Origin of the sequence: Clostridium saccharobutylicum DSM 13864 (assembly GCF_000473995.1) — a bacterium.
GTDB lineage: Bacteria > Bacillota > Clostridia > Clostridiales > Clostridiaceae > Clostridium > Clostridium saccharobutylicum.
This window is the reverse complement of the sequence record NC_022571.1, coordinates 1,897,180-1,917,603: the sequence shown is the minus strand read 5'-3', so window position 1 is coordinate 1,917,603 and position 20,424 is coordinate 1,897,180. Positions and strand designations below refer to the sequence as shown.

The window sequence follows — 20,424 nt, the reverse complement described above, 5'->3', positions numbered from 1 at the left end:
ATCATAATAAAATATCTCTGAATATAATATATCATTCTTTATTATTTAAATAATCTATAATTTAAAGAGGTGTTTTTATTGTCATTACGCCAGATATTCCCATACTTAAGTATAATATCAGAAATGGCATTAAATGTTTCAAATTAGTAGCCGAACCTGTAAATCAAGAAATACTTCCAGGTGTCTTCATCAAAGGTTGGGGATACAACGGAAGTATACCAGGACCGACAATTCAAGTTTATCCTGGAGATTATGTCAATATAAGAATAATTAACCATCTCCCTGAAGCTACAAGTATTCATTGGCATGGACTTGACGTTCCTAATGTGATGGATGGTGTACCAGATGTAGAACCTTCACCTAAAATTGAACCAGGATATTATTTTGATTATCACTTTAGAATTACTAATCCACCCGGAACCCATATGTATCATTCTCACGTTAATGTAGCAAAGCAAGATATGTTAGGGTTATTGGGCGGCTTTGTAATTCTAAATCCACATGAAAAAAATGTTAATAAAGATTATCTGCTGCTAATGCAAGAATGGAGTCTCGTTGGTTTAGAAAAAGGTAAAAAAGTAGAACCTGGTCAATACAATCTTAAGCCTTTTTCAATGGATTTTAATATGTTTACTATAAACGGTAAGAGTTTTCCATCTACTACCCCTATGCCAGTTGAATATGATGATATTGTGCGTTTAAGATTAGGAACCATACAGATTAATCATCATCCAATGCATATTCATGGACATCAATTTTTAGTTGAAAAAGCTGATGGAAATCTTATAGCTGATAATGATAGAATTTTTAAAAATACAATACTAGTTGCTGCTGGTGAAACTTGGGATGTCTTATTTAAAGCAAATAATCCAGGCATATGGCCTTTTCACTGCCATATTTCACATCATGTTTCAAATAATTTTACTGATGGAACTGGTGGTATGTTCACCACCTTAGTTTACAAACCATAAAAAATTATAAATTACTTTATTGGTATTTTATATTCATTGGTTTAGCCAATATTTTACAACACTTTAAAAATTGGTGTTATTCAATCACTTCGATATTTATACTAAGATTTAAATAACGTAATTAAAAGATATAATTAATATTGCAAAGCTAAATAGATACATCAATCTTTCTCCACACATCAAAAAACCCTATTAAATTAGAATAAAGATTTAATAGGGTTTCTTCATTTATCTTTATACAATAAAAGTCGCTATTAAGAACAAGATTGAAACTATAATAATTTAACCAATGCTATATGGCAAGATCTACTTTAGTTAGAGTATACTTTAAAACTGCCAAGAAGCAGCTTCTAGTTGCATTTCAACCATATGCTTATATATTTTACCTTCTTTAGCTAATTTATTAGGTTTTCCTTGTTCAGCAACACTCCCATCCTTTAATACTACAATTTTATCAGCACCCGCTACTGTTCTCATTCTATGTGCAATAATAAGTACTGTTTTATTTTTAATAATCTTTGATAATGATTCCTGTATCATAGTTTCATTTTCAACATCCAGTGAAGCTGTTGCTTCATCTAACAATATAATTGGTGAATCTTTCAAAAATGCCCTCGCAATAGATATTCTTTGGCGCTCGCCACCTGAAAGTTCAGAACCATTTTCACCTATCATTGTATTCCATCCTTTTGGCAATTTTTCTACAAATTCATCACAATGCGCAAGCTTTGCAGCATGTATAACTTCTTTATCTGTTGCACTTTTTCGTCCAGTACGAATATTTTCCATAATAGTATTATTAAATAAAGTAACATCTTGAAAAACAATTGAATATAAAGACATTAGATTTTCAGGATCAATCTTTGAAATATCCATACCTCCAACAGTAATTTCTCCTTTGCTAATGTCAAAGAACCGTGCTGCTAATCTTGATACAGTAGTCTTCCCTCCACCAGATGGGCCTATTAGTGCTGTCACTTCTCCTTGTTTAGCAGTAAAGGATACATCTTTTAACACAGTTTCCTTATTGTCATAAGCAAATCCAACATGATTAAATGTAATATCATGTCCCTTATTTGTGAGTCGTTCTTCCCCTGTCTGAATCTCAGACCTAAAAATTTCATTCATACGTTCACACTGAATATCAGCTGCAATGATAGCTGCAAGATTCTGTAATGACATCTGCATTGGATCATATAGTCTTGATACCAAAAGCAAGAACATAAAGAAAGTTAAAATATCTAAACTTCCATCAATAAGAAATATTCCACCAGCTAGTGCAACTGTAACAATTCCAAGTTTTAAAATCATCTGTGCAGATGTAACAAAAACTGCAGTTCCAAGTTCTGTAATAATTGCACGCTTTTCAACATTTTTAATCTTTGAATCTAGTTCTTTCATATAAGCTGCTTCTGCATTGTTTGCTTTTAAATCTCTTACGCATTCTAAACACTCTTGTATTCCATCTGCACAAGCCATCTTTACATTCATCTGCTTTGTTCCTAATGTATGTTGAACCTTTGAGGAAAGCAGTACAATTATAAAAGAAACCGGTAGTACCCATAATGCTGCAATTGCCATACGCCAGTCAAAGAAGAATAAACTAACTGCAACGATAAAAGTTGAAATAATTGAACCAATAAGCTCTGGTATCCAATGAGAAGATGCTGTTTCTAACGTAGAACAATCTTCCATAATAGTACTTGTTAGATCCGATAAATCCTTTTTTCCAAAAAAGGAAAGCGGAAGTTTTCGAAGTTTCTCAGCAAGTGCTATTCTCCTAACACCGCTCTCTACATATGTTACAAAAAAGGTTGCATTATACTGAAAATATGTTGTGATAAATATAAGCACAAGACATACTGCAATTCCAATTACATAAAAGGAAACATAATTTTCAGAAGCATTGTTATGCATTAAATCTTCAACCAGATAATAAAGAAGACCTACAGGCATCATTAACACAATATTCGATAGTGTGCAAGCTATAAATGCTTTTATCATATCCTTTGCACCTTTTTCTGAAAGGGCATATTTATGTTGCAGTTTTTCAATCAATTTCATTTTAAGCACCAACCTTCCATTTTGCAGCACTATTATATTCATGCCACATATGCGAATATAACCCATTTCGCTTTGTCAATTCAGAATGACTTCCAGCTTCACATATCTCTCCACCTTTTAGTACATAAATACAGTCTGCTCCTGTTACAGTAGATAGTCTGTGTGCTATCATAATTACTGTTTTTCCTTTTGATAAAGTAGAAAAGGCAGCTTGTACCTTTGATTCATTGTCAGGATCAGCAAATGCAGTTGCTTCATCTAGTATAAGAATTGGTGCATTTTTAAGCATAGCTCTGGCAATAGAAATACGCTGCGCTTCACCACCTGACAGATAATTTCCTTTTGTACCAATTATGGTATCAATTCCGTCTGTCAGCTTTTCTATAATATCCTCACACTGAGCTTCCTTTAATGCTTTTGATACTTCTTCTCTTGTTGCATCCGGTTTTGCAAGACGAATATTTTCAAATATTGAAGTTTTTAAAAGTTTACTATCTTGAAATACAAATGAAACATTATTCATTAATTCTTCTTTTGAAATATCCTTGACATTTACGTTGCCTATTCTAACTTCACCACTATCTGCATCCCAAAAACGAGCTATTACACTAGCTAAAGTTGTTTTTCCTCCACCAGATGGACCTACGAAAGCCACATGCTCACCTGAATTAATTTCAAGTGAAATGTGATTTAACGCGTTTTCCTTGGCATCTTTATAACAAAATGATACATCTTTAAGTACCACTGAGTTATCCTTAGGATACTTAGGTGCTTTTGTTTCACTTAATGGTTTTATACGCATTATGCTATCAATTCTCTCTAATGCATCTTGAACAATCATCATATTTTCGCTGGAATACATAATTTTATTTAATGTAACTGTTATAATTGGTGTAATAATGATGTAGAACAAAAGATTTAATAGAAACTCATTTGTAACTTCATTTCTTGTAAAAAATAAACCTGCTCCTATTAATACAGCAAAAACGGCATTAATAGCTGTAGTGAAAAACATCATTGGCATACGTAAGTCTTTAGTATAAGAGGTCACCCACTTTTCATAGTTATCAATAGATGCTTTAAATCTTTTAAAAGAAAAAACAGATTGACCAAAAGTTTTCACTACAGGTATTCCACGTACATATTCTATTGCCTCATTTGACATTTGCTCTAATGAATTCTGATACTCTTTCATTTTCTCCTGCATTCTGTTTCCAGTCATTGATGACATAATCCCAAATGCAACAACAACTGGTATTAAGCTTAAAAGTCCTAGACGATAGTCAAACACCAAAAGCATTGCTAAAAGACCAATAGGTGTTGCTAATGCACCTGCACGATCTGGCAACTGATGTGCTAAATAAGTTTCTGTTGCTGCACTAGACTCATTTACAATTTTTCTTATCTTTCCACTTCCAATACCATCCACAAATCCTAATGGCAATGTAACGATATGATGCATAGCCTTTGATCTTATATTGGCCTGAACACGAAATGCAGCTATATGAGAGCAGAGTAAAGCTCCTATATAAATAGCCATTGACAAGATAGAAAAAAGTACTGCCATCCAGCCATAATGTGTTAGATTCCTTGCGCCACTAAAGTTTGGCGAGACATTCAAAACCTCTTTAATAATTTTCCATATAAAAACAAATGGTATCAATGCCATAAGCGCACTTGCTGCAGATAACACCCACGAAGTTATTGTCAAATATTTAAATTTTCCTGCATATCTAAATAATTTTGATATACTTGATTCTTTTTTCATTTCAAATCCTCTCCTTACATTTTTCCTCTCCCTTCACTTGAAACCGGCATCTATATATCTCCTCCATCCAGTTAGTTTTAGCTAACCACCATACATTTTTTTGTGCCATTTTTAGGCACTGAATTAATTCTAATATATTACATTTAATTTCTCTACTCTATTTTGTTATCAATGCTCCATTTAGACATTTTTTCTATATAGACTTGGATTTAATCCTATAACTTTTTTAAATGCTTCTGAAAATTTACTTGCATTATCATACCCAAGACTTCCAGCAATCACATTAATATCTTCATTAGTATTCTTTAAAAGCTCTGCTGCTTTCTGCATCTTGTAAGTTCTTATAAATGAATAAATACTGTCTCCGTATATTTCTTTGAATACAATTTTCATTGTTGTAAGAGGAATTTGAAATTGTACTGACAGTTGATCTAAAGTTATTTTTTCAGACAGATGAATTATTAAATATTCCTTTATAGCTTTTATGATATCAACCTGTGTTTTTGGATAATATTTCTTACTCTGTACTAGATCCTCCTGTTCTAGACTGCTTAAAAAAAGAAACAATTCCAACATTTTTACTTTATGGTATCCTTTTCTTATTTTTTCAGATACCGAATATAGTTCTGAGAAAATATGTTCAATGCTCTGGTTTTCTCTTATTACTAAGAAACCCTTACTATTTTCGCAAAATTTGTTTTTTAACTCTAACAAATTAACTGAAACATCTTCTAAAACACTAGATTGCCAATTGGGTATTTTATCAAGATCTACAGCCACTGTAATTCCGTGAAAATGGTTTAAAGGAAAATTACAACTATTTTTCATGTTATACTTTTGATTTATAGCTAAATTTCCTTTTGAAATATAAAGATACTCTCCCTTTCTATTCTCACATTCAATTATCCCTTCTTTACAATGATTAATTTCCAAAATATTTTTGGGTTGTTCTCCATCAATGCTTACCCACTGGGTATGAACATCATTATAGATTAATTCAATTCCTGGAAACACAGAATAGCTTGTTATAACAGCATCACCTTTTGAATTATTAATCCTATAAATTGTACAATCATCATCTCTTCTGACAATTTCTACTTCATTACCATATAATTGCTTATCTCTGTTTGTTGCCTCCATTACATATCCCTTCCAAATAATACTCCCTACTGAATATTCTTTTGATTTACATACTTAATCAAATATTCTCTAAGCTTATTTATATTTGGTGTTTGTAATTTTGATTTTTTAGTCAATTCTACTAATGTTTTATCTAGGTATTTCATTTCATTACATGCTGCTTTGCAATGATCGCTTATCGCCAGCCTTCCCACCGGGGTTGCTACACATAACTTTAATCCAAAATAAACTATTTTTCTATAATTTTTTAAAAAATTTAAGCTGATCTCCGGATCAATTTTATATCCTAACTTAACCAGTACATCACATCCTTCTACTATGGCATCAATAGCAGCATTTAATGCTTTTTTATTACTTGCTATTTTTCTCAAATCACAATTAGACATATAGGCTAAATATGCTAGTGGCATAATAAATGCAATATGAGTTTTAAAAAAATCATCCATATTTATGTGATACTTTATTTTAAATCTTGTTGCCTTGAATATTTTTTCTAAAATAGATTTATAGTCATCCTTACCCTCTAAATTTCCAATATCAAAATCCGGATGCTTTGTATGCACGCTGATTACTTTACCATCTTCACGTCTTCCACCAATACTAAAAAATCCAAAGAGTATCCTTGGATTACTTATAGATGTATTTTTAATTTCATCAGCTATTTCTTTTGCCTTATCTTCATTGCCAACAAACACAAATAATGGACATCTAACATTTGCACTAATATCCGGTAATACAGCTTTAACTTGTGAACTTTGCATAACTATAAAGGTTACATCGTATTGATCCTCTGGAAGTAATTCTTTCACTATATTTATTTTATCTACTGTTGTTCTTCTTTGCAGCCAATGCCTAATTACCAATCCTTTTTCTTTCAGTTCTTCATATCTTTTACCCCTAGCTAAAATAGTAACTTCATGACCTACTCTCTTTAATTCATAAGTCGCATAAGAGCCTAAAACACCTGCTCCATATATTAATATTTTCATAAAGCTTCCTCCCATTAATGAATAATTTCTATAGAATTATTTATTATAAAAAATTAAAATTACAAGCTTGTTCTTATTTTATAAACACTTTAATATTCACTTTTTATAATATGCAGCTCTTAATATTCTCTACCCATTCCTTAGGATTACACACAAGAAGTTCTTCATGTAATAAATTATGTTCAATAATATGCGGTCTCCTAAAATGCTGCTCATATCTACTTTTATATTTTTTTCCCATCTTGGCAGCATAAAAACAGTGAATTGTTGTTCCAGGCACTTGAATATTATTCTCTAATTTTGTTATAAGATCAGTATAAAATTGATTTTTCATACTTTTCTTAGTAACAAAGGACATATCAACGCCACCTATTCCCATCATACGAAGTCCATTTATTGTAAATTCTTCTCCTCCCTTTTTTAACATCCGTTTTCTAATAAATCTTGGAACTTTTCCTATATGTAACATTTTATAAAAAAATGAAATCATAAGTTTTGTCTTTACTGCAGCAATCTGCTTTGTAGCTTGATCCAAATCTGAACTGCCTAAAATTCCATGATTCATGTAAATTTTTCTTCTCTGTACCATTAATCCTACAAAAGAACCACCGAGAGAACAACCATATACAGCATGTATCTTTCCATTAAATCTCTGCCTAATATAATCTTCAATTTTTGCTACTTCAGTAAGCATATCTGGGAATTCTATGTTTTCTGTTTCATCAAATCCATCATATGATACGCATACAACAAAAAAATCTTCAGTTAATAAATCTATTACCTTAGAAAAATTATTTTTCCAATGACAGCACGTCCCTGGCAATAGCATAATAGATGGCTTTTCTTCATTTCCAAATTCATATACTTTCAAATGCATCACCTTCTCCATTATTTATATCTTATATTTACAAAAACAATCTTTATAGATAGATGTATACTTATTCCCTTGCCTTACATACATAAAGTCTATCAATAAATTAACTGCGTTGATGACTTTTCAACTAAGAATTTATAGTATTAATTAACAGCATAATATTAAGAACTGTTACAACTATTCCAATAATAACGAGAAGAATTTTGTTTCCTATAGAATTAGCATACTTATTCATTACTTTTTTAGAAGACGTTAAGTATACTTGCAGAAAAATAGATACAGGCAGCTGAATACTTAAGAGCATCTGTGAATATATCAAGCCTTGAAATGGATTATTAATAAAGAAAATAATAATTGTAGCTAATACTAAAGTTATAATTATTCCAACTTTTGTGTGAGAACCTTTAATATCATAAGGTTCCTTATATATTCCAGCAAAAATGCTTCCACCAGCCATTCCAGCAGTTATTGAAGAAGAAATACCTGCAAACAAAAGTGCCATAGCAAACAATATAGACGCTGCATTTCCAAGCAATGGCTTTAACATCTGCTGTGATTGTTCTAACTCAGTAACATTTACTCTATTTGAAAAGAATATTGCAGCCGAAACAATAATCATTGCACTGTTAATAGCCCATCCAATCAGCATAGAAATTAATGTATCCATAAACTCATATTTTAACTGTTTTTGAATGACTTCCTCTTTTTCCAGATTCCACTGACGGGTTTGAATTACTTCTGAATGTAAAAATAGATTATGTGGCATTACAACAGCTCCTAAAACACTCATAATAACTGGTATAGAACCATATGGAAATTTAGGTGTCACAAAATTTACAGCAACTTCCTTCCAAGGTACATGCACCATGCTCACTTCAATCAGAAATGAGATACCAATTAAAGATACAAATCCCATAATAATTTTTTCAAGCTTTATATAAGAATTTGTAAATAAAATAAATAAAACAAACACTAAAATCAATAAAGCACCTAATTTCAATGGAATGTTAAAAAGCATATTTAATGCTATTGCACTGCCTAGTATCTCGGCCATTGCTGTTGAAACTGCTGCTATCATAGCAGAATTTAGAATTATTCTGCTAAGCCAAGGTTTTAAAAACATACTTGCACATTCTGATAAACAATATCCAGTAGCAATTCCTAAATGTGCTGCATTATGCTGTAATATAATCAGCATAAACGTAGATAAAGTTACCATCCACAAAAGCTGATATCCATATTGAGATCCTGCCGCCACATTTGCTGCCCAATTTCCTGGATCAATGAAGCCAACGGTTACAAGAATTCCTGGTCCAATATATTTTAAAAAATTCAATTTGGGATTATGCTGTCTTCCTATATTTTTCATGTTCTTACCTCCCCATAAGGCACATTCAAAAAAATAACAAGTCCATCTGCCAAGCCTATTTCGCATCATGCTGCGTCAGTGGATTCCTCTAATAGCCCGCTATGAGACAAATCCACTTCCTTGCCTGATGCAAAATAATCACGGCATTTTGGACTTGTTATTTTCTTTCATGTGCCTAATATAAAAATTTATCAACTGTTACCATTTAGTACACTGGTGTTTCTATCAACAGCATCACAGTTACTTTAGTTAATATGATTAATGCATTTTACAGCATCTACAGTCTAATATTTTTTTTAATGCACTTCCACTGCTATTATGACATCTTATTAATTCAGCTTCATTTACATCTAATTTTGATAAAGCACACTTTATCATCTTATGTGATACAGTGTTTGTAAATAACACAAGTAAATCAGGTTTGCCAATTTGTTTACTTAATTCACCAGACATTTGAGTAAAAATTTTAGCTTTACAATTATAATTTTTACATATTCTTTTATATTCACATACCATTCGATCATGCCCACCAATTATAACAATACTCATTTTTCTTTTCCCCTTTCATATATCTGTCCTTAAAATAATAATATGTTTTTAGTGTTTTATTTATTTTTTTCTACATCTAAGGCACAATCAAATAAATTAAACACTCCTAAGTTAGTATAAACTAACTTAATTTTATATTTATATAATGCCATTATTTTTACTAGCATATTCATAAAAATAATAATAGAATAACTATATCAGTAATATAAAACAATTTTTTTATATACTTTATGTCTAAAAATAGTATTAGTTAGTCTAAACTAACTAATACTATTTTAATACATTTTTTACAAGCTGTCTAGTATACTAGCATATATGAATTATTTAAAAAGATTATTTTTATGATAATAACTTATCTATTCTAATATTTTCAACTAACATCATTTGATTCAGCATCTTTTAAGCATATTCTTCAGAATATGTATGGTAATATGATTTAGAATATATATTCCTATATTAAGAATGGTGTACGAAAACATCTTATATATTTGATGTTCATTATTCATTATGATATACTTACTTCATTAAGAATTTAACATAACTATATATAATTTATAGGGAGAAGATTTTATATGACTATAAATGAATCTGTTGAAAATTATTTAGAAACTATTTTAATATTAAGCCACAAATCATCTATAGTTCGTTCTATTGATGTCGCTACTGAGCTTAATTTTAAAAAACCTAGTGTAAGTGTTGCTATGAAAAATCTACGTGAAAAAGAATATATAACTATGACAACTGAAGGATATATTCACCTTACTGAAGCAGGTAAAAAAATAGCAGCCATGGTTTATGAAAAACATACTTTTCTTTCTGGCTGGTTAGAAAATCTAGGAGTAGATGCTAAAACTGCTGCTGAGGATGCATGCAGAATTGAACATGTCATAAGTAATGAAAGCTTTGAAGCTATAAAAAAATATGTTAATAAAAATACTCGTAATATTAACTTATAAACTTAATAAAAATAAATTTTAGGGCTATATTTCAACATTCCATTAAAATATAGCCCTAAAATTATATCTTGAATTTAAATTTCACTTTTTTATTATTAGTTACTTGTTATCTATCTTACATTTGCTACACAAACCAATTAACATAATATTTACATCATTCACTTCTTAATTGTTCCATTGACTTAATTTTATTTCTCATGTTATCCTTTCATAAGTTCATATTCTACACAAATTTGATATTCACCATTTTCACTTAATTGTAATTTAACATCTATTCCGTAGATTTTTCTTAAGTTATAAGTTTTTTTACACTAATACCTTTCATCTAATTCTCCTTCATCATTAAGTAAATAAAATATGGCACTCCAAAAATTGAAATTGTAATTGCTACAGGTATTTCAATTGGAGAAAATAAATTTCTTGAAACTGCATCTGCAAGTAAAATTACTACTTTCTTATAATTGCAGATATTACAAGAAATTTCTTATGATAAGGTCGATTTGATATCTGCCTTTCAGAATTTATATTAAATACCTTCTTAATAAGCCAATTGTATATGATATTCATTCTCACTATAATGTTCACACTTAAATTAAAGATACAAATCCCATAATAACTTTTTCAAGCTTTATATAAGAATTTGTAAATACAATACATAAAACAAACGCTAAGATGAATAATGCTCCTAATTTTAAGCTTTAATTAATTTCTTCATATTATTTACTGATTTATTTAGATTACTTGCTGCTCCTGTCACTTCATCTCCCATTAAATTTAATTCTTTTGCTATATTGGAAACCTCTTCTGTAGTTACTCCTATTTCCTGTGACATTGATGATATTTCCTCAATACCTATCAATATATTTTCTTTTTGAGTATTTACATTATTAAACGCATCTACTATTTCATGTACTTTTGGTATTATAATATCGATTGCTTTTGATATATCATTAAATACATTTATAGTATTATCAACAGCATAATTTTGTTCCACTATACTACTTTCAATTAATAATGTCTTTTCATCTATTGTAGAAATATTTTTTGAAATATTATTAACAATATTGTATATTTTATTTGATGAACTCTGACTCATTTCAGCTAGTTTTCTTATTTCAGTTGCAACTACACTAAACCCCTTGCCTGCTTCCCCTGCATTTGCCGCCTCAATTGCAGCATTTAAAGCTAAAAGGTTTGTCCTTTCAGAAATGCTATTTATTAAATGCGTCATTTCATTTACACTTTTTATATCTTCCATCATCATATGTAAAGATTGACTAAAATCATTAAAATTATTATTAAGATTTACAATAACCCCTGCTAATTCTTTTAAATCCACATTTGTATTTTCAGACTTTTTGCCAATTTCGCTTGCTAAAGTATCTATGCATATGATACTTTCACTTACTTCGTTAATATAATCACCAAATTGAAATACTTTTTCTACTATGCCTGATATATTTTGAGTTTGAATTCCAGTAGTATTTGAAACAATTTCTGTAGATTTAGCTATATCTGAAGTTAGATCTAACATATCTTCTGAAATATATGTTAATCCTACCGCTTGAGCTTCTATATCTTCTGAATCTCTCTTAATTTCTTTTATCCATTTACTTATTTCAATCACAATAGAATTTAATAGCCTGCTTATTACCCCAACTTCTGTTTTATCTTTTAAATATTTTTCTTCTATCTCTATAAAATTTCCTTTTTTCACCTCTATAATAGCTTTCTTTAATCTTTCTAGTTCTTTTGCCCTTTTTAATTTAACACCGACAATTAAGATACAAAGTGCTAACAAAATAATTATATTTATGGTAATTTTAAGCTCTTCAAAAAAAGATATAAAATTAATTATACTAAATATACTAATTGTTAAAATTAAAATAATAAATTCATTTTTTATAAAATTTCCTTTTTTATCATTCTTTAATCTCATATCCGCTTCATTAGTCATTACTTTTATCTCCTCTTCACTGTATATATTTGATAATGATTATCACTTTCGTATATGCTACCATAATTTTTATCATGCTGTCAAATTAATCATTAATTTCCAAACTATATTAAACATAATTGACAATGAATTTCATTTATGTTTCATTCATGATGTACTATATTATTCTTAAGATTAATTTCATCGTAACAAATTTCTATATGGATTTGATTCGCATCAGATATCTTTGGTTTTATAAAAAATAGAAAACATATTATATTTTACTTTTATAATAATAAAAATTTTTATTATTCTTGATACTTCTTATCCATCTTACATGTACTACACAAACCAATAAACATAATATCTATATCATTCACTTCTACATTATTCTCTTTTTCAACTTTTTTATTTAATTTAATGTATTCTAAGTTTAAATTTTTATCATCAATATCTATTACATTATTACATTTAGAGCATTTAAAATGAATATGCAGAGACTTAGAACTAAAAATTTTCATTTCATAATAACTAATATTATTTATGCTAATTTCTTTTGTTATATCTAGTTCATTAAAAAGTTTTAAACTTCTATATACAGTTGCAAATCCAACATTATTTTTCTTAACTCTTTCATAAATTTCTTTTACAGATAAATGTATATTAGAATTTATTATTTCTAAAAGAATCATTTGCTTTTGCATAGTGAACTTATATCCATTTTTCTTAAATAGTTTTTCGTAATAACTTAAATCTTTATCTATTGAATCATTTCTTTTGACAGGTGTAATATTTCTCTCTTTTTTATTATTTCCAACTGGTATTAATCTACTCATAAAATTCCTTTCTTGTTGTTAATTTAGTTTCCTACACTATAGGAAAGAATACATCTTTATTGTATCCTTTACAGCCATACAATATCATCTCCTTTTTATTTATCAATGAATTTCATTATCAATTGTATGCTAAAAATAAAAAAGTAAGATACAACTTACAAATTAGTGATAACTAACCCAATTAAATTATATCCTACTTGTATTTATGTTTCTACTCCATTTATTCATTTTTCACTCTAAAATTGGAGCTTATTTAACTTGAAAAGTAATTTACTCATCATATTGATTGTATCGCTAACATATTCTTTTCGTAAATTCCATCTTTACTATTATGACTGTCCAAAGAAATTTTCCTTCACTTGCTTAGCAAGTGGTTTACTTTGTTACACAATTAAACAGCTTCAGTTCCAGAAAGCTGCCATCCAACTGCTTCTTTTCTTGCACTGATAAAGTCTGCATATAGACCTTTCTCCTTAATAAGCTCATCATGTGTTCCTCTTTGTATAATATGGCTATTCTTTAATACAAGTATCTGATCAGCATTACGTACAGTCTTTAGACGATGTGCAATCATGATAATAGTCTTATTATAGGTAAGTGCTTCGATTGCATTTTGTAATTCTTCTTCATTTTCTGGATCAACACTCGATGTAGCCTCATCAAGAATTATAACAGGAGCATCTTTTAGTATAGCACGTGCAATAGAAATTCTCTGTTTTTCTCCACCTGATAAAGTTCCTCCACCTTCACCTATAACAGTATTATATCCATTAGGAAGTTTCATAATAAAATCATGGCAGCATGCTTTTTTAGCAGCTTCAACCACATCTTGATGACTAGCATTTGGTTTTCCAAACTTAATATTATTTTCAATAGAATCCGCAAATAAATAAACATTTTGGAATACTATACTTATATTTTTCATTAAACTATCCAGCTTAAAATCACGTATATCATATCCTCCCACAGTGATCTTTCCACCTTGAATATCCCAGAATCTAGCAAGCAGATTACACATTGTACTTTTTCCACTTCCAGATGGTCCTATTATGGCAGTAGTAGTCTTTGCTGGAATTGAAATATTTACTTTATCTAATATCTTACGATCTGCATAAGAAAAATCTACATTGTCAAATACAATATCGGCAGATTCTATCTTAATATCTTTTCCATCAGTATCCATAATTGGAGTATCATCAATAGTATTAGATGTATCCATTGATGCACCAAGCATCTGTAATAAAGATGCCATATTACCTGCATTCTCTAAATCGCTGAATATCATAAAAGAAGCAATTATAAATATTAAACTATATCCAATAGAAAGAGTTCCATTTATATAAAGATAAATAGAATATACTAATAATGCAGTGCTGAATATACGAAGTACAAATTCTTTGAGTGCATCATATGGTACACTTGAACATGTTAACTTAATGTTATTTTTGCAGCTCTTCTTGATCGTACTAAGTATTGACTGTGAACTTTCATTCTCCATGCCAAATGCTTTAACAACATTCATGCCTTGTATATATTCCAATACTGATTCCACAAGCTCTTCCTGACCATTTTGACGTTTAGCACTTAACTTTGATGATTTTCTTTGTGAAAGCTCAGTAACTAACAAATAACACAAAATACCTATAAAAGCAAGAATGCCAATATTAAAATTAAAATAGAAAATTGCTAATGTTAATGCTATAGAATTTAAAACTCCTCCCATTACTGATACCAGAACCCTAGCCGCTGTATTTTCAACATCTCCTAAAGTTGTTGTAACAATAGCAGTAATGTTTCCTATACTGTTTCTATTGAAGTATCCCATTGGAATATAACGTAATCTATCACCAATATGAATACGCTTATCTGCCACCATACAATATCCAGTCTCAGTCTGATCCATTGTAGAAAAGTAAGTTGTAACTATTCTTCCAATTACAGATACCAGCATTATTCCAAATGACATCCATATTATTCTGCTGTCTTTATTATCTGCTAAAAGTGCATCAAAAACTAAATATAATGCTGCAAACTGCAATGATGCAAATATTCCACATAAAAAAGAAAATAATAATGATTTTTTAAGAAGTCTTTTCCTGTCACCTGCAAATTGAAATATTTTCTTTAATGTTCCGTACATATCTATTCCCCCCTATTCTTGATCTTTTACGCCAATATGTTTTTCCCACATATTCTTGTAAAGACTACAATTAGCAAGAAGTTCTTTATGTGTTCCTTCTGCTTCAATAGTTCCTCTATTTATAACAACAATCTTATCTGCGCCTACAATGGTAGAAAGGCGATGAGCTATTACTATTAATGTTTTACTTGCAGTAAGAGCTGAAATTGCTTTTTGAACTAACACTTCATTTTCTGCATCAATATAAGCAGTTGCTTCATCCAAAATAACAATAGGTGCATTTTTTAACATTGCACGAGCTATTGCAATTCTTTGACGCTCACCACCTGATAAATGAGAACCGCCACTTCCAACAACTGTATCATATCCATTATCCAAATTTCTTATAAAAGAATCGCATCCACTATTTTTAGCAGCAATTTCTACTTCTTCATCAGTTGCTGCTGGATTTCCCATTCTTATATTTTCACGAATACTTCTATTAAATAAATAGTTATCTTGTGAAACATAAGAAATCTTATCTGATAACTGAGAAAGCGGAATATCTTTTAGTTTATGTCCACCTAAACTTATATTTCCAGAAGTAACATCAAAGTACCCAGCAATTAATTTTGCAATAGTTGATTTACCTGAGCCAGATGGCCCTACAAAAGCAGTCATGGTTTCTGGTTTAATCTTAAGATTAATTTCATGAAGAATTTCTTTATCTTCTTCATATGAAAATGAAACATCCTGTAACTTAATATAATCATCCTCAAATTTCACATATTCTTCTTTATGATTTAATTCTTTTGAATTTAAAAGATCATTTATTTCTTCAACATTAGTTTGTAATATTGCAAGATCATCTGTGAAAGTAAAAGCAGACATAATAGGGCTTATTAAACCTAATGAGAAAATTATAATTGCAATAAATGTAGTCATATCTAAACTTCCAAACATCCAAAATAAAAATCCAAAAGGTAAAATACAGATAAGAACAGATGGTAAAATTCCATTGTATGCACTCATAGTCTTTTGATTATCACGCATCCAATCTACATAATAGTTACCATTATACTTTACTGCATTAGAATATTTTTTATATGATCCAGCTGATTGACTGAAGGCTTTAACTACTTCTATTCCTCCGATATATTCAACTATAGCATCAGTCATATTCTTACCAGCCTGTACAGCTCCTTCCCATTTTACTGGATAACTTCTCATTCCTAATGACATTACTACAAGTCCAATTATAAGTGTAACAATAGATAAAAGTGCCATGCGCCAGTCTAATATAATTAGATATACAATAATAAATATAGGTACTAGTATATTAGCTGTCATCTGTGGAATCACATGAGCAAATGTTGGTTCCATTCCTTCTACTCTATCTACAATTGTGTTTTTATATTGTCCTGATGGAGTATTTATAATTGTTCCCATAGGAACTTTTGCTAATTTTCGTATACTATTTTCTCTTAAATCTCTTAATGTGTAATATGTTGCAGTATGAGAAATGGCTGTTGAAATATTATCAAAAGCAACCTTTCCTAAATAGCTCAAAAATACCACTATGCAGACTGTTAAGTAAGAAGATAGTGTTTTTTCCTTACTTATTATTTTAGTAGCGATATCAACAGCGCAAAAATAAGGAATCATATGGCATACAACACCTAGAATAGCTAAAATAATACTAGCTATAAATTTCCCATGATAGGGCTTTGCCCATCCCCATAAAATTTTTATTGCCGAATCTTTCTTCTCTTCATTCATATTAAAGATTCCTCCTTTATAAAATATTTTTCAATTTTTAATAATCCATCTTTATCAATTGGATATTGGTCAACAATCCTTCCATTTTCCAAATGTATAACATCTGTACAGCAATCTGCAATTAATTCTAAATCATGTGTAATTACATATACTGTTTCACCTTTTTCCTTAAGTTCTTTTAATAAAGAAGCTACTTCTTTCATATGTTTAAAATCCAATCCACTAGTAGGTTCATCAAAAACTAAAATTGATCTCTTAGATGCCACTGCAGATGCAATGGCAACTCTTTGTTTTTGTCCTCCTGAAAGTGACATAGGATGACTATCTCTATATGAAATAAGATCTAGCCTTTCTAAAATTTCTTTTTGTAAATTTTCATCATCATGCTCCATGCTTATCTTTATCTCATCCGAAATACTTTCAGTAAATAATTGATGATTTACTTCCTGCATAACCATATAACATGTATTTAGTCTCTCTTTAGGTTTCATCGATCGTCCATTATATATAATCCTTCCACAATTTTTTTCCAAACCACAAAAACATCTTGCAAAGGTAGATTTACCTGCTCCATTATTGCCAATAATAGCTGTAACTCTTTCAGCCGGTATATCACGTTCTTCAATATGTAATGTTTCTGGTTGATTTTTATGAGAAAAATAAAAATCCCTTAATTTCAGCATTTTTGTTGGTGGATATATTTTTCTTTCAAGATTAATTTCATCTAAGGAATAAATTCTTAATCCCATAGCCATTCGTTCTTCTCTATCTAGATTTTCAAAGCCTTTACTGCTATATTCATGTTCAATTATTCCATCACGTACATATATAAAACGATCTGCCAGACCTCTTAGATAAAATAATCTATGTTCTGATATAACTATTGTCTTCCCTTGTCTCTTCCACAAAGAAAGAATCTTACGTAATTCCATAATTGATGACAAATCCAAATTAGATGATGGCTCATCCATAACAAAAATTTCTGGTTCCATAGCATATACAGATGCACATGCTATTTTCTGTTTTTCTCCACCTGAAAGATGAAAAATATTCCTATCTAATAAATTTTTCATATTAAAATTATTTACGGTTCGTTCAATTCGTTTTTTAATTTCCTGCCTTGGCATACCAAAATTTTCACAGCCAAATGCAATTTCACTTGTCGTATCTACATTAAAAAATTGTGATCTGGGATTTTGAAACACACTTCCAACCATTTTTGCTGTCTCATATAAAGGCTTCCTAGCAATTAACTGTCCATTAATAGATACTTCACCACTAAGTTTTCCTTCGTAAAAATGTGGAATAAGTCCATTTATAAGTCTTGTAATTGTAGTTTTCCCACATCCACTTTCGCCGCATAAAACAATAAATTCTCCTTTTGGAATACTAAGGTTGATGTTATTAACTCCACCTCTATTTTCTCCTGCGTATGTAAAAGAAACATTTTCTAGATTTATCAAACCTATTACCTCCTAAGAATTTATTTATTTGATAGTTCTTTAGGCTCATGAAAAATAGGCTGGCAAATGGACCTGCCATTTATTTGATTGAACCTTATCTAATTCTGCATAAAAAATATAATAAAACAGCTTATGCAAATCATCATCATAAGAATATCCTGTATATGAAATCCTATTTTACATACATTAGTTCTTTTTACTGGTGCTCCCAATCCCCTTGTTATTGCAGCTGCTGATAATTCATCTCCTATCTTAATCACTGAAAATATAAGCGGAATTAACCTATACTCTATAATTAATAATGGATTTTTATCTCCAAACCTTATTCCTCTCATCTTCATTGCATCATTAATAGCCTGATATTCCTGTTTTATAGTAGGAAAAAATCGAAATATAACTGATAACGGAATAACAATTTTCTCTGGCATATGAATTTTCTCCATAGCTGCAATGAATTCACTTACTGATGTTGATTTTAATAAAAATGTGCCCATCATAATACCTGGTGCAAATCTTGTCATGATAGAGCATACACCAAGTAATATAAAAGAGATAATTCCTCCTATTGAGGAAAGTGCTATGCGTTCAACCATAAAGCACACTCCATATAAGATAAAATATTTACCTGCTGTTTTAAATTGCTTTTCAGTAAGTAAAAGTAAAAATGGTATTAGACTTAAAACAGGTTTTATTATATTCATAACTCCTTTATTACCAGTGCTTAATAATAAAGTGGTTATTGTTATCATCATTAACAGCTTAGTTCTAGGATCAAGCACTATCCCTGCTTTTATTCTTTCTGCACTATAAACTGAAGATTCCATTTATATAATACCTGCTTTTTCAAAGTGCTTTCTAAGGATTCTCTTTCCTATTAGCCCTCCAAGTAATGCACATATAAAACATCCTAGTATAACTAAAGCAATACTCCACATTGGCATAACCTGCATTACACGTGTTGCATATTCTTCACCAAAGCTGCTGGCAAAATCAGCATATGCTGCATCAACCATAAAATACATTGGAATATATGTTCCAATGATCCATAAGCTAAAAACTGAATATCCTAAAATATTTTTCTTAACGCTTCTATAATTTCCTGATTTCATAATCAAGTCACCTATAAAACCAAAAACAATACCCATAGGTATTCCCCAAAATCCCATTCCTGTAAGCGCCATAAGTAGTCCACTTAAAATTCCCATGATTGTAACCATTCCGAATTTTTTAACTTTAGTTGAGAATATCATAAATGGTATTCCTGTAATAAGTGTCCAAAGTGCACCAAGAATAGGCAATAAGATTGGTACAAAGCCTATTGGAATAGCTACAGCGCAACCGATTATAAAATAAAGAGCCGTAAATAAACCAATATTGATTAAGTCTTTTGCTTGTAATTTATTTTCCATAATACTCCTCCATTTTGGCTATCAGCACTACAAATATTAATGAAAGAGTGCCGATTTTTAGCCAGTTTATTTTTTAAATTCCCCCCTATTTAGGGCTTTTGTTGTGTTATAAATAATTAAAAATAATCTTTCACACTAACGCCTCTATACTCGATAATTAAAATCAATTGATTTTTACTATCATTAACTATATCACACTATG

General features: G+C 29.9%; 16 protein-coding genes and 1 pseudogene. 2 read left to right on the top strand and 15 right to left on the bottom strand.

Annotation, left to right across the window (positions count from 1 at the left end; genetic code table 11):
- Positions 1-77 precede the first annotated feature (77 nt).
- Positions 78-971, top strand: coding sequence for a multicopper oxidase family protein (locus tag CLSA_RS08350; protein WP_041716199.1), 894 nt, complete (start codon positions 78-80; stop codon positions 969-971).
- A 327-nt stretch (positions 972-1,298) separates the two neighbouring features.
- On the opposite strand, the gene CLSA_RS08345 is transcribed toward CLSA_RS08350, so the two are convergent.
- From CLSA_RS08345 to CLSA_RS08315, 7 genes are all read right to left on the bottom strand, one after another.
- Complete coding sequence (locus CLSA_RS08345) at positions 1,299-3,029, bottom strand: ABC transporter ATP-binding protein (protein ID WP_196774166.1); 1,731 nt, start codon at positions 3,027-3,029, stop codon at positions 1,299-1,301.
- Between the two features lie 7 nt (positions 3,030-3,036).
- Complete coding sequence (locus CLSA_RS08340) at positions 3,037-4,803, bottom strand: ABC transporter ATP-binding protein (RefSeq protein WP_022745280.1); 1,767 nt, start codon at positions 4,801-4,803, stop codon at positions 3,037-3,039.
- 180 nt (positions 4,804-4,983) lie between these two features.
- On the bottom strand, positions 4,984-5,943 hold the full coding sequence (locus tag CLSA_RS08335) for a helix-turn-helix domain-containing protein (RefSeq protein ID WP_022745276.1): 960 nt from the start codon (positions 5,941-5,943) through the stop codon (positions 4,984-4,986).
- Positions 5,944-5,969: 26 nt separating this feature from the next.
- Positions 5,970-6,932 (bottom strand): ketopantoate reductase family protein, encoded by a 963-nt coding sequence (locus CLSA_RS08330; RefSeq protein WP_022745272.1) that lies wholly within the window; start codon positions 6,930-6,932, stop codon positions 5,970-5,972.
- A 103-nt stretch (positions 6,933-7,035) separates the two neighbouring features.
- Positions 7,036-7,809 carry an alpha/beta fold hydrolase gene (locus tag CLSA_RS08325; RefSeq protein ID WP_022745268.1) on the bottom strand — a complete coding sequence of 258 codons (774 nt, stop codon included), beginning with the start codon at positions 7,807-7,809 and terminating at the stop codon, positions 7,036-7,038.
- A gap of 124 nt (positions 7,810-7,933) precedes the next feature.
- Entirely contained in the window at positions 7,934-9,175 is a 1,242-nt protein-coding gene (locus CLSA_RS08320; protein ID WP_022745264.1) for an Nramp family divalent metal transporter, read from the bottom strand.
- A 258-nt stretch (positions 9,176-9,433) separates the two neighbouring features.
- Positions 9,434-9,724 (bottom strand): DUF2325 domain-containing protein, encoded by a 291-nt coding sequence (locus CLSA_RS08315; protein ID WP_022745260.1) that lies wholly within the window; start codon positions 9,722-9,724, stop codon positions 9,434-9,436.
- 572 nt (positions 9,725-10,296) lie between these two features.
- Here CLSA_RS08315 and CLSA_RS08310 point away from each other — a divergent pair.
- Positions 10,297-10,680 carry a metal-dependent transcriptional regulator gene (locus CLSA_RS08310; protein ID WP_022745256.1) on the top strand — a complete coding sequence of 128 codons (384 nt, stop codon included), beginning with the start codon at positions 10,297-10,299 and terminating at the stop codon, positions 10,678-10,680.
- 325 nt (positions 10,681-11,005) lie between these two features.
- On the opposite strand, the pseudogene CLSA_RS22455 reads toward CLSA_RS08310, so the two are convergent.
- The 8 genes and pseudogenes from CLSA_RS22455 to CLSA_RS08275 form a co-directional block, all read right to left on the bottom strand.
- Positions 11,006-11,175: pseudogene (locus CLSA_RS22455) on the bottom strand (iron chelate uptake ABC transporter family permease subunit); the annotation flags it as partial.
- A gap of 196 nt (positions 11,176-11,371) precedes the next feature.
- Positions 11,372-12,637, bottom strand: coding sequence for a methyl-accepting chemotaxis protein (locus CLSA_RS08305; RefSeq protein WP_022745254.1), 1,266 nt, complete (start codon positions 12,635-12,637; stop codon positions 11,372-11,374).
- Between the two features lie 287 nt (positions 12,638-12,924).
- The gene (locus CLSA_RS08300) at positions 12,925-13,380 is read right to left on the bottom strand and encodes a Fur family transcriptional regulator (RefSeq protein ID WP_041716522.1); all 456 of its coding nucleotides are present in this window, start codon (positions 13,378-13,380) and stop codon (positions 12,925-12,927) included.
- A gap of 463 nt (positions 13,381-13,843) precedes the next feature.
- Positions 13,844-15,592, bottom strand: a complete 1,749-nt coding sequence (locus tag CLSA_RS08295) for an ABC transporter ATP-binding protein (protein WP_022745252.1) — start codon at positions 15,590-15,592, stop codon at positions 13,844-13,846.
- Positions 15,593-15,604: 12 nt separating this feature from the next.
- On the bottom strand, positions 15,605-17,350 hold the full coding sequence (locus CLSA_RS08290) for an ABC transporter ATP-binding protein (protein ID WP_022745251.1): 1,746 nt from the start codon (positions 17,348-17,350) through the stop codon (positions 15,605-15,607).
- The gene (locus CLSA_RS08285) at positions 17,347-18,813 is read right to left on the bottom strand and encodes an ABC transporter ATP-binding protein (protein WP_022745249.1); all 1,467 of its coding nucleotides are present in this window, start codon (positions 18,811-18,813) and stop codon (positions 17,347-17,349) included. The genes CLSA_RS08290 and CLSA_RS08285 overlap by 4 nt, the downstream gene beginning before the upstream one ends.
- Before the next feature lie 98 nt (positions 18,814-18,911).
- Positions 18,912-19,637 (bottom strand): energy-coupling factor transporter transmembrane component T, encoded by a 726-nt coding sequence (locus CLSA_RS08280; RefSeq protein WP_022745246.1) that lies wholly within the window; start codon positions 19,635-19,637, stop codon positions 18,912-18,914.
- On the bottom strand, positions 19,638-20,222 hold the full coding sequence (locus CLSA_RS08275) for an MptD family putative ECF transporter S component (RefSeq protein ID WP_022745243.1): 585 nt from the start codon (positions 20,220-20,222) through the stop codon (positions 19,638-19,640).
- Positions 20,223-20,424: the final 202 nt, after the last annotated feature.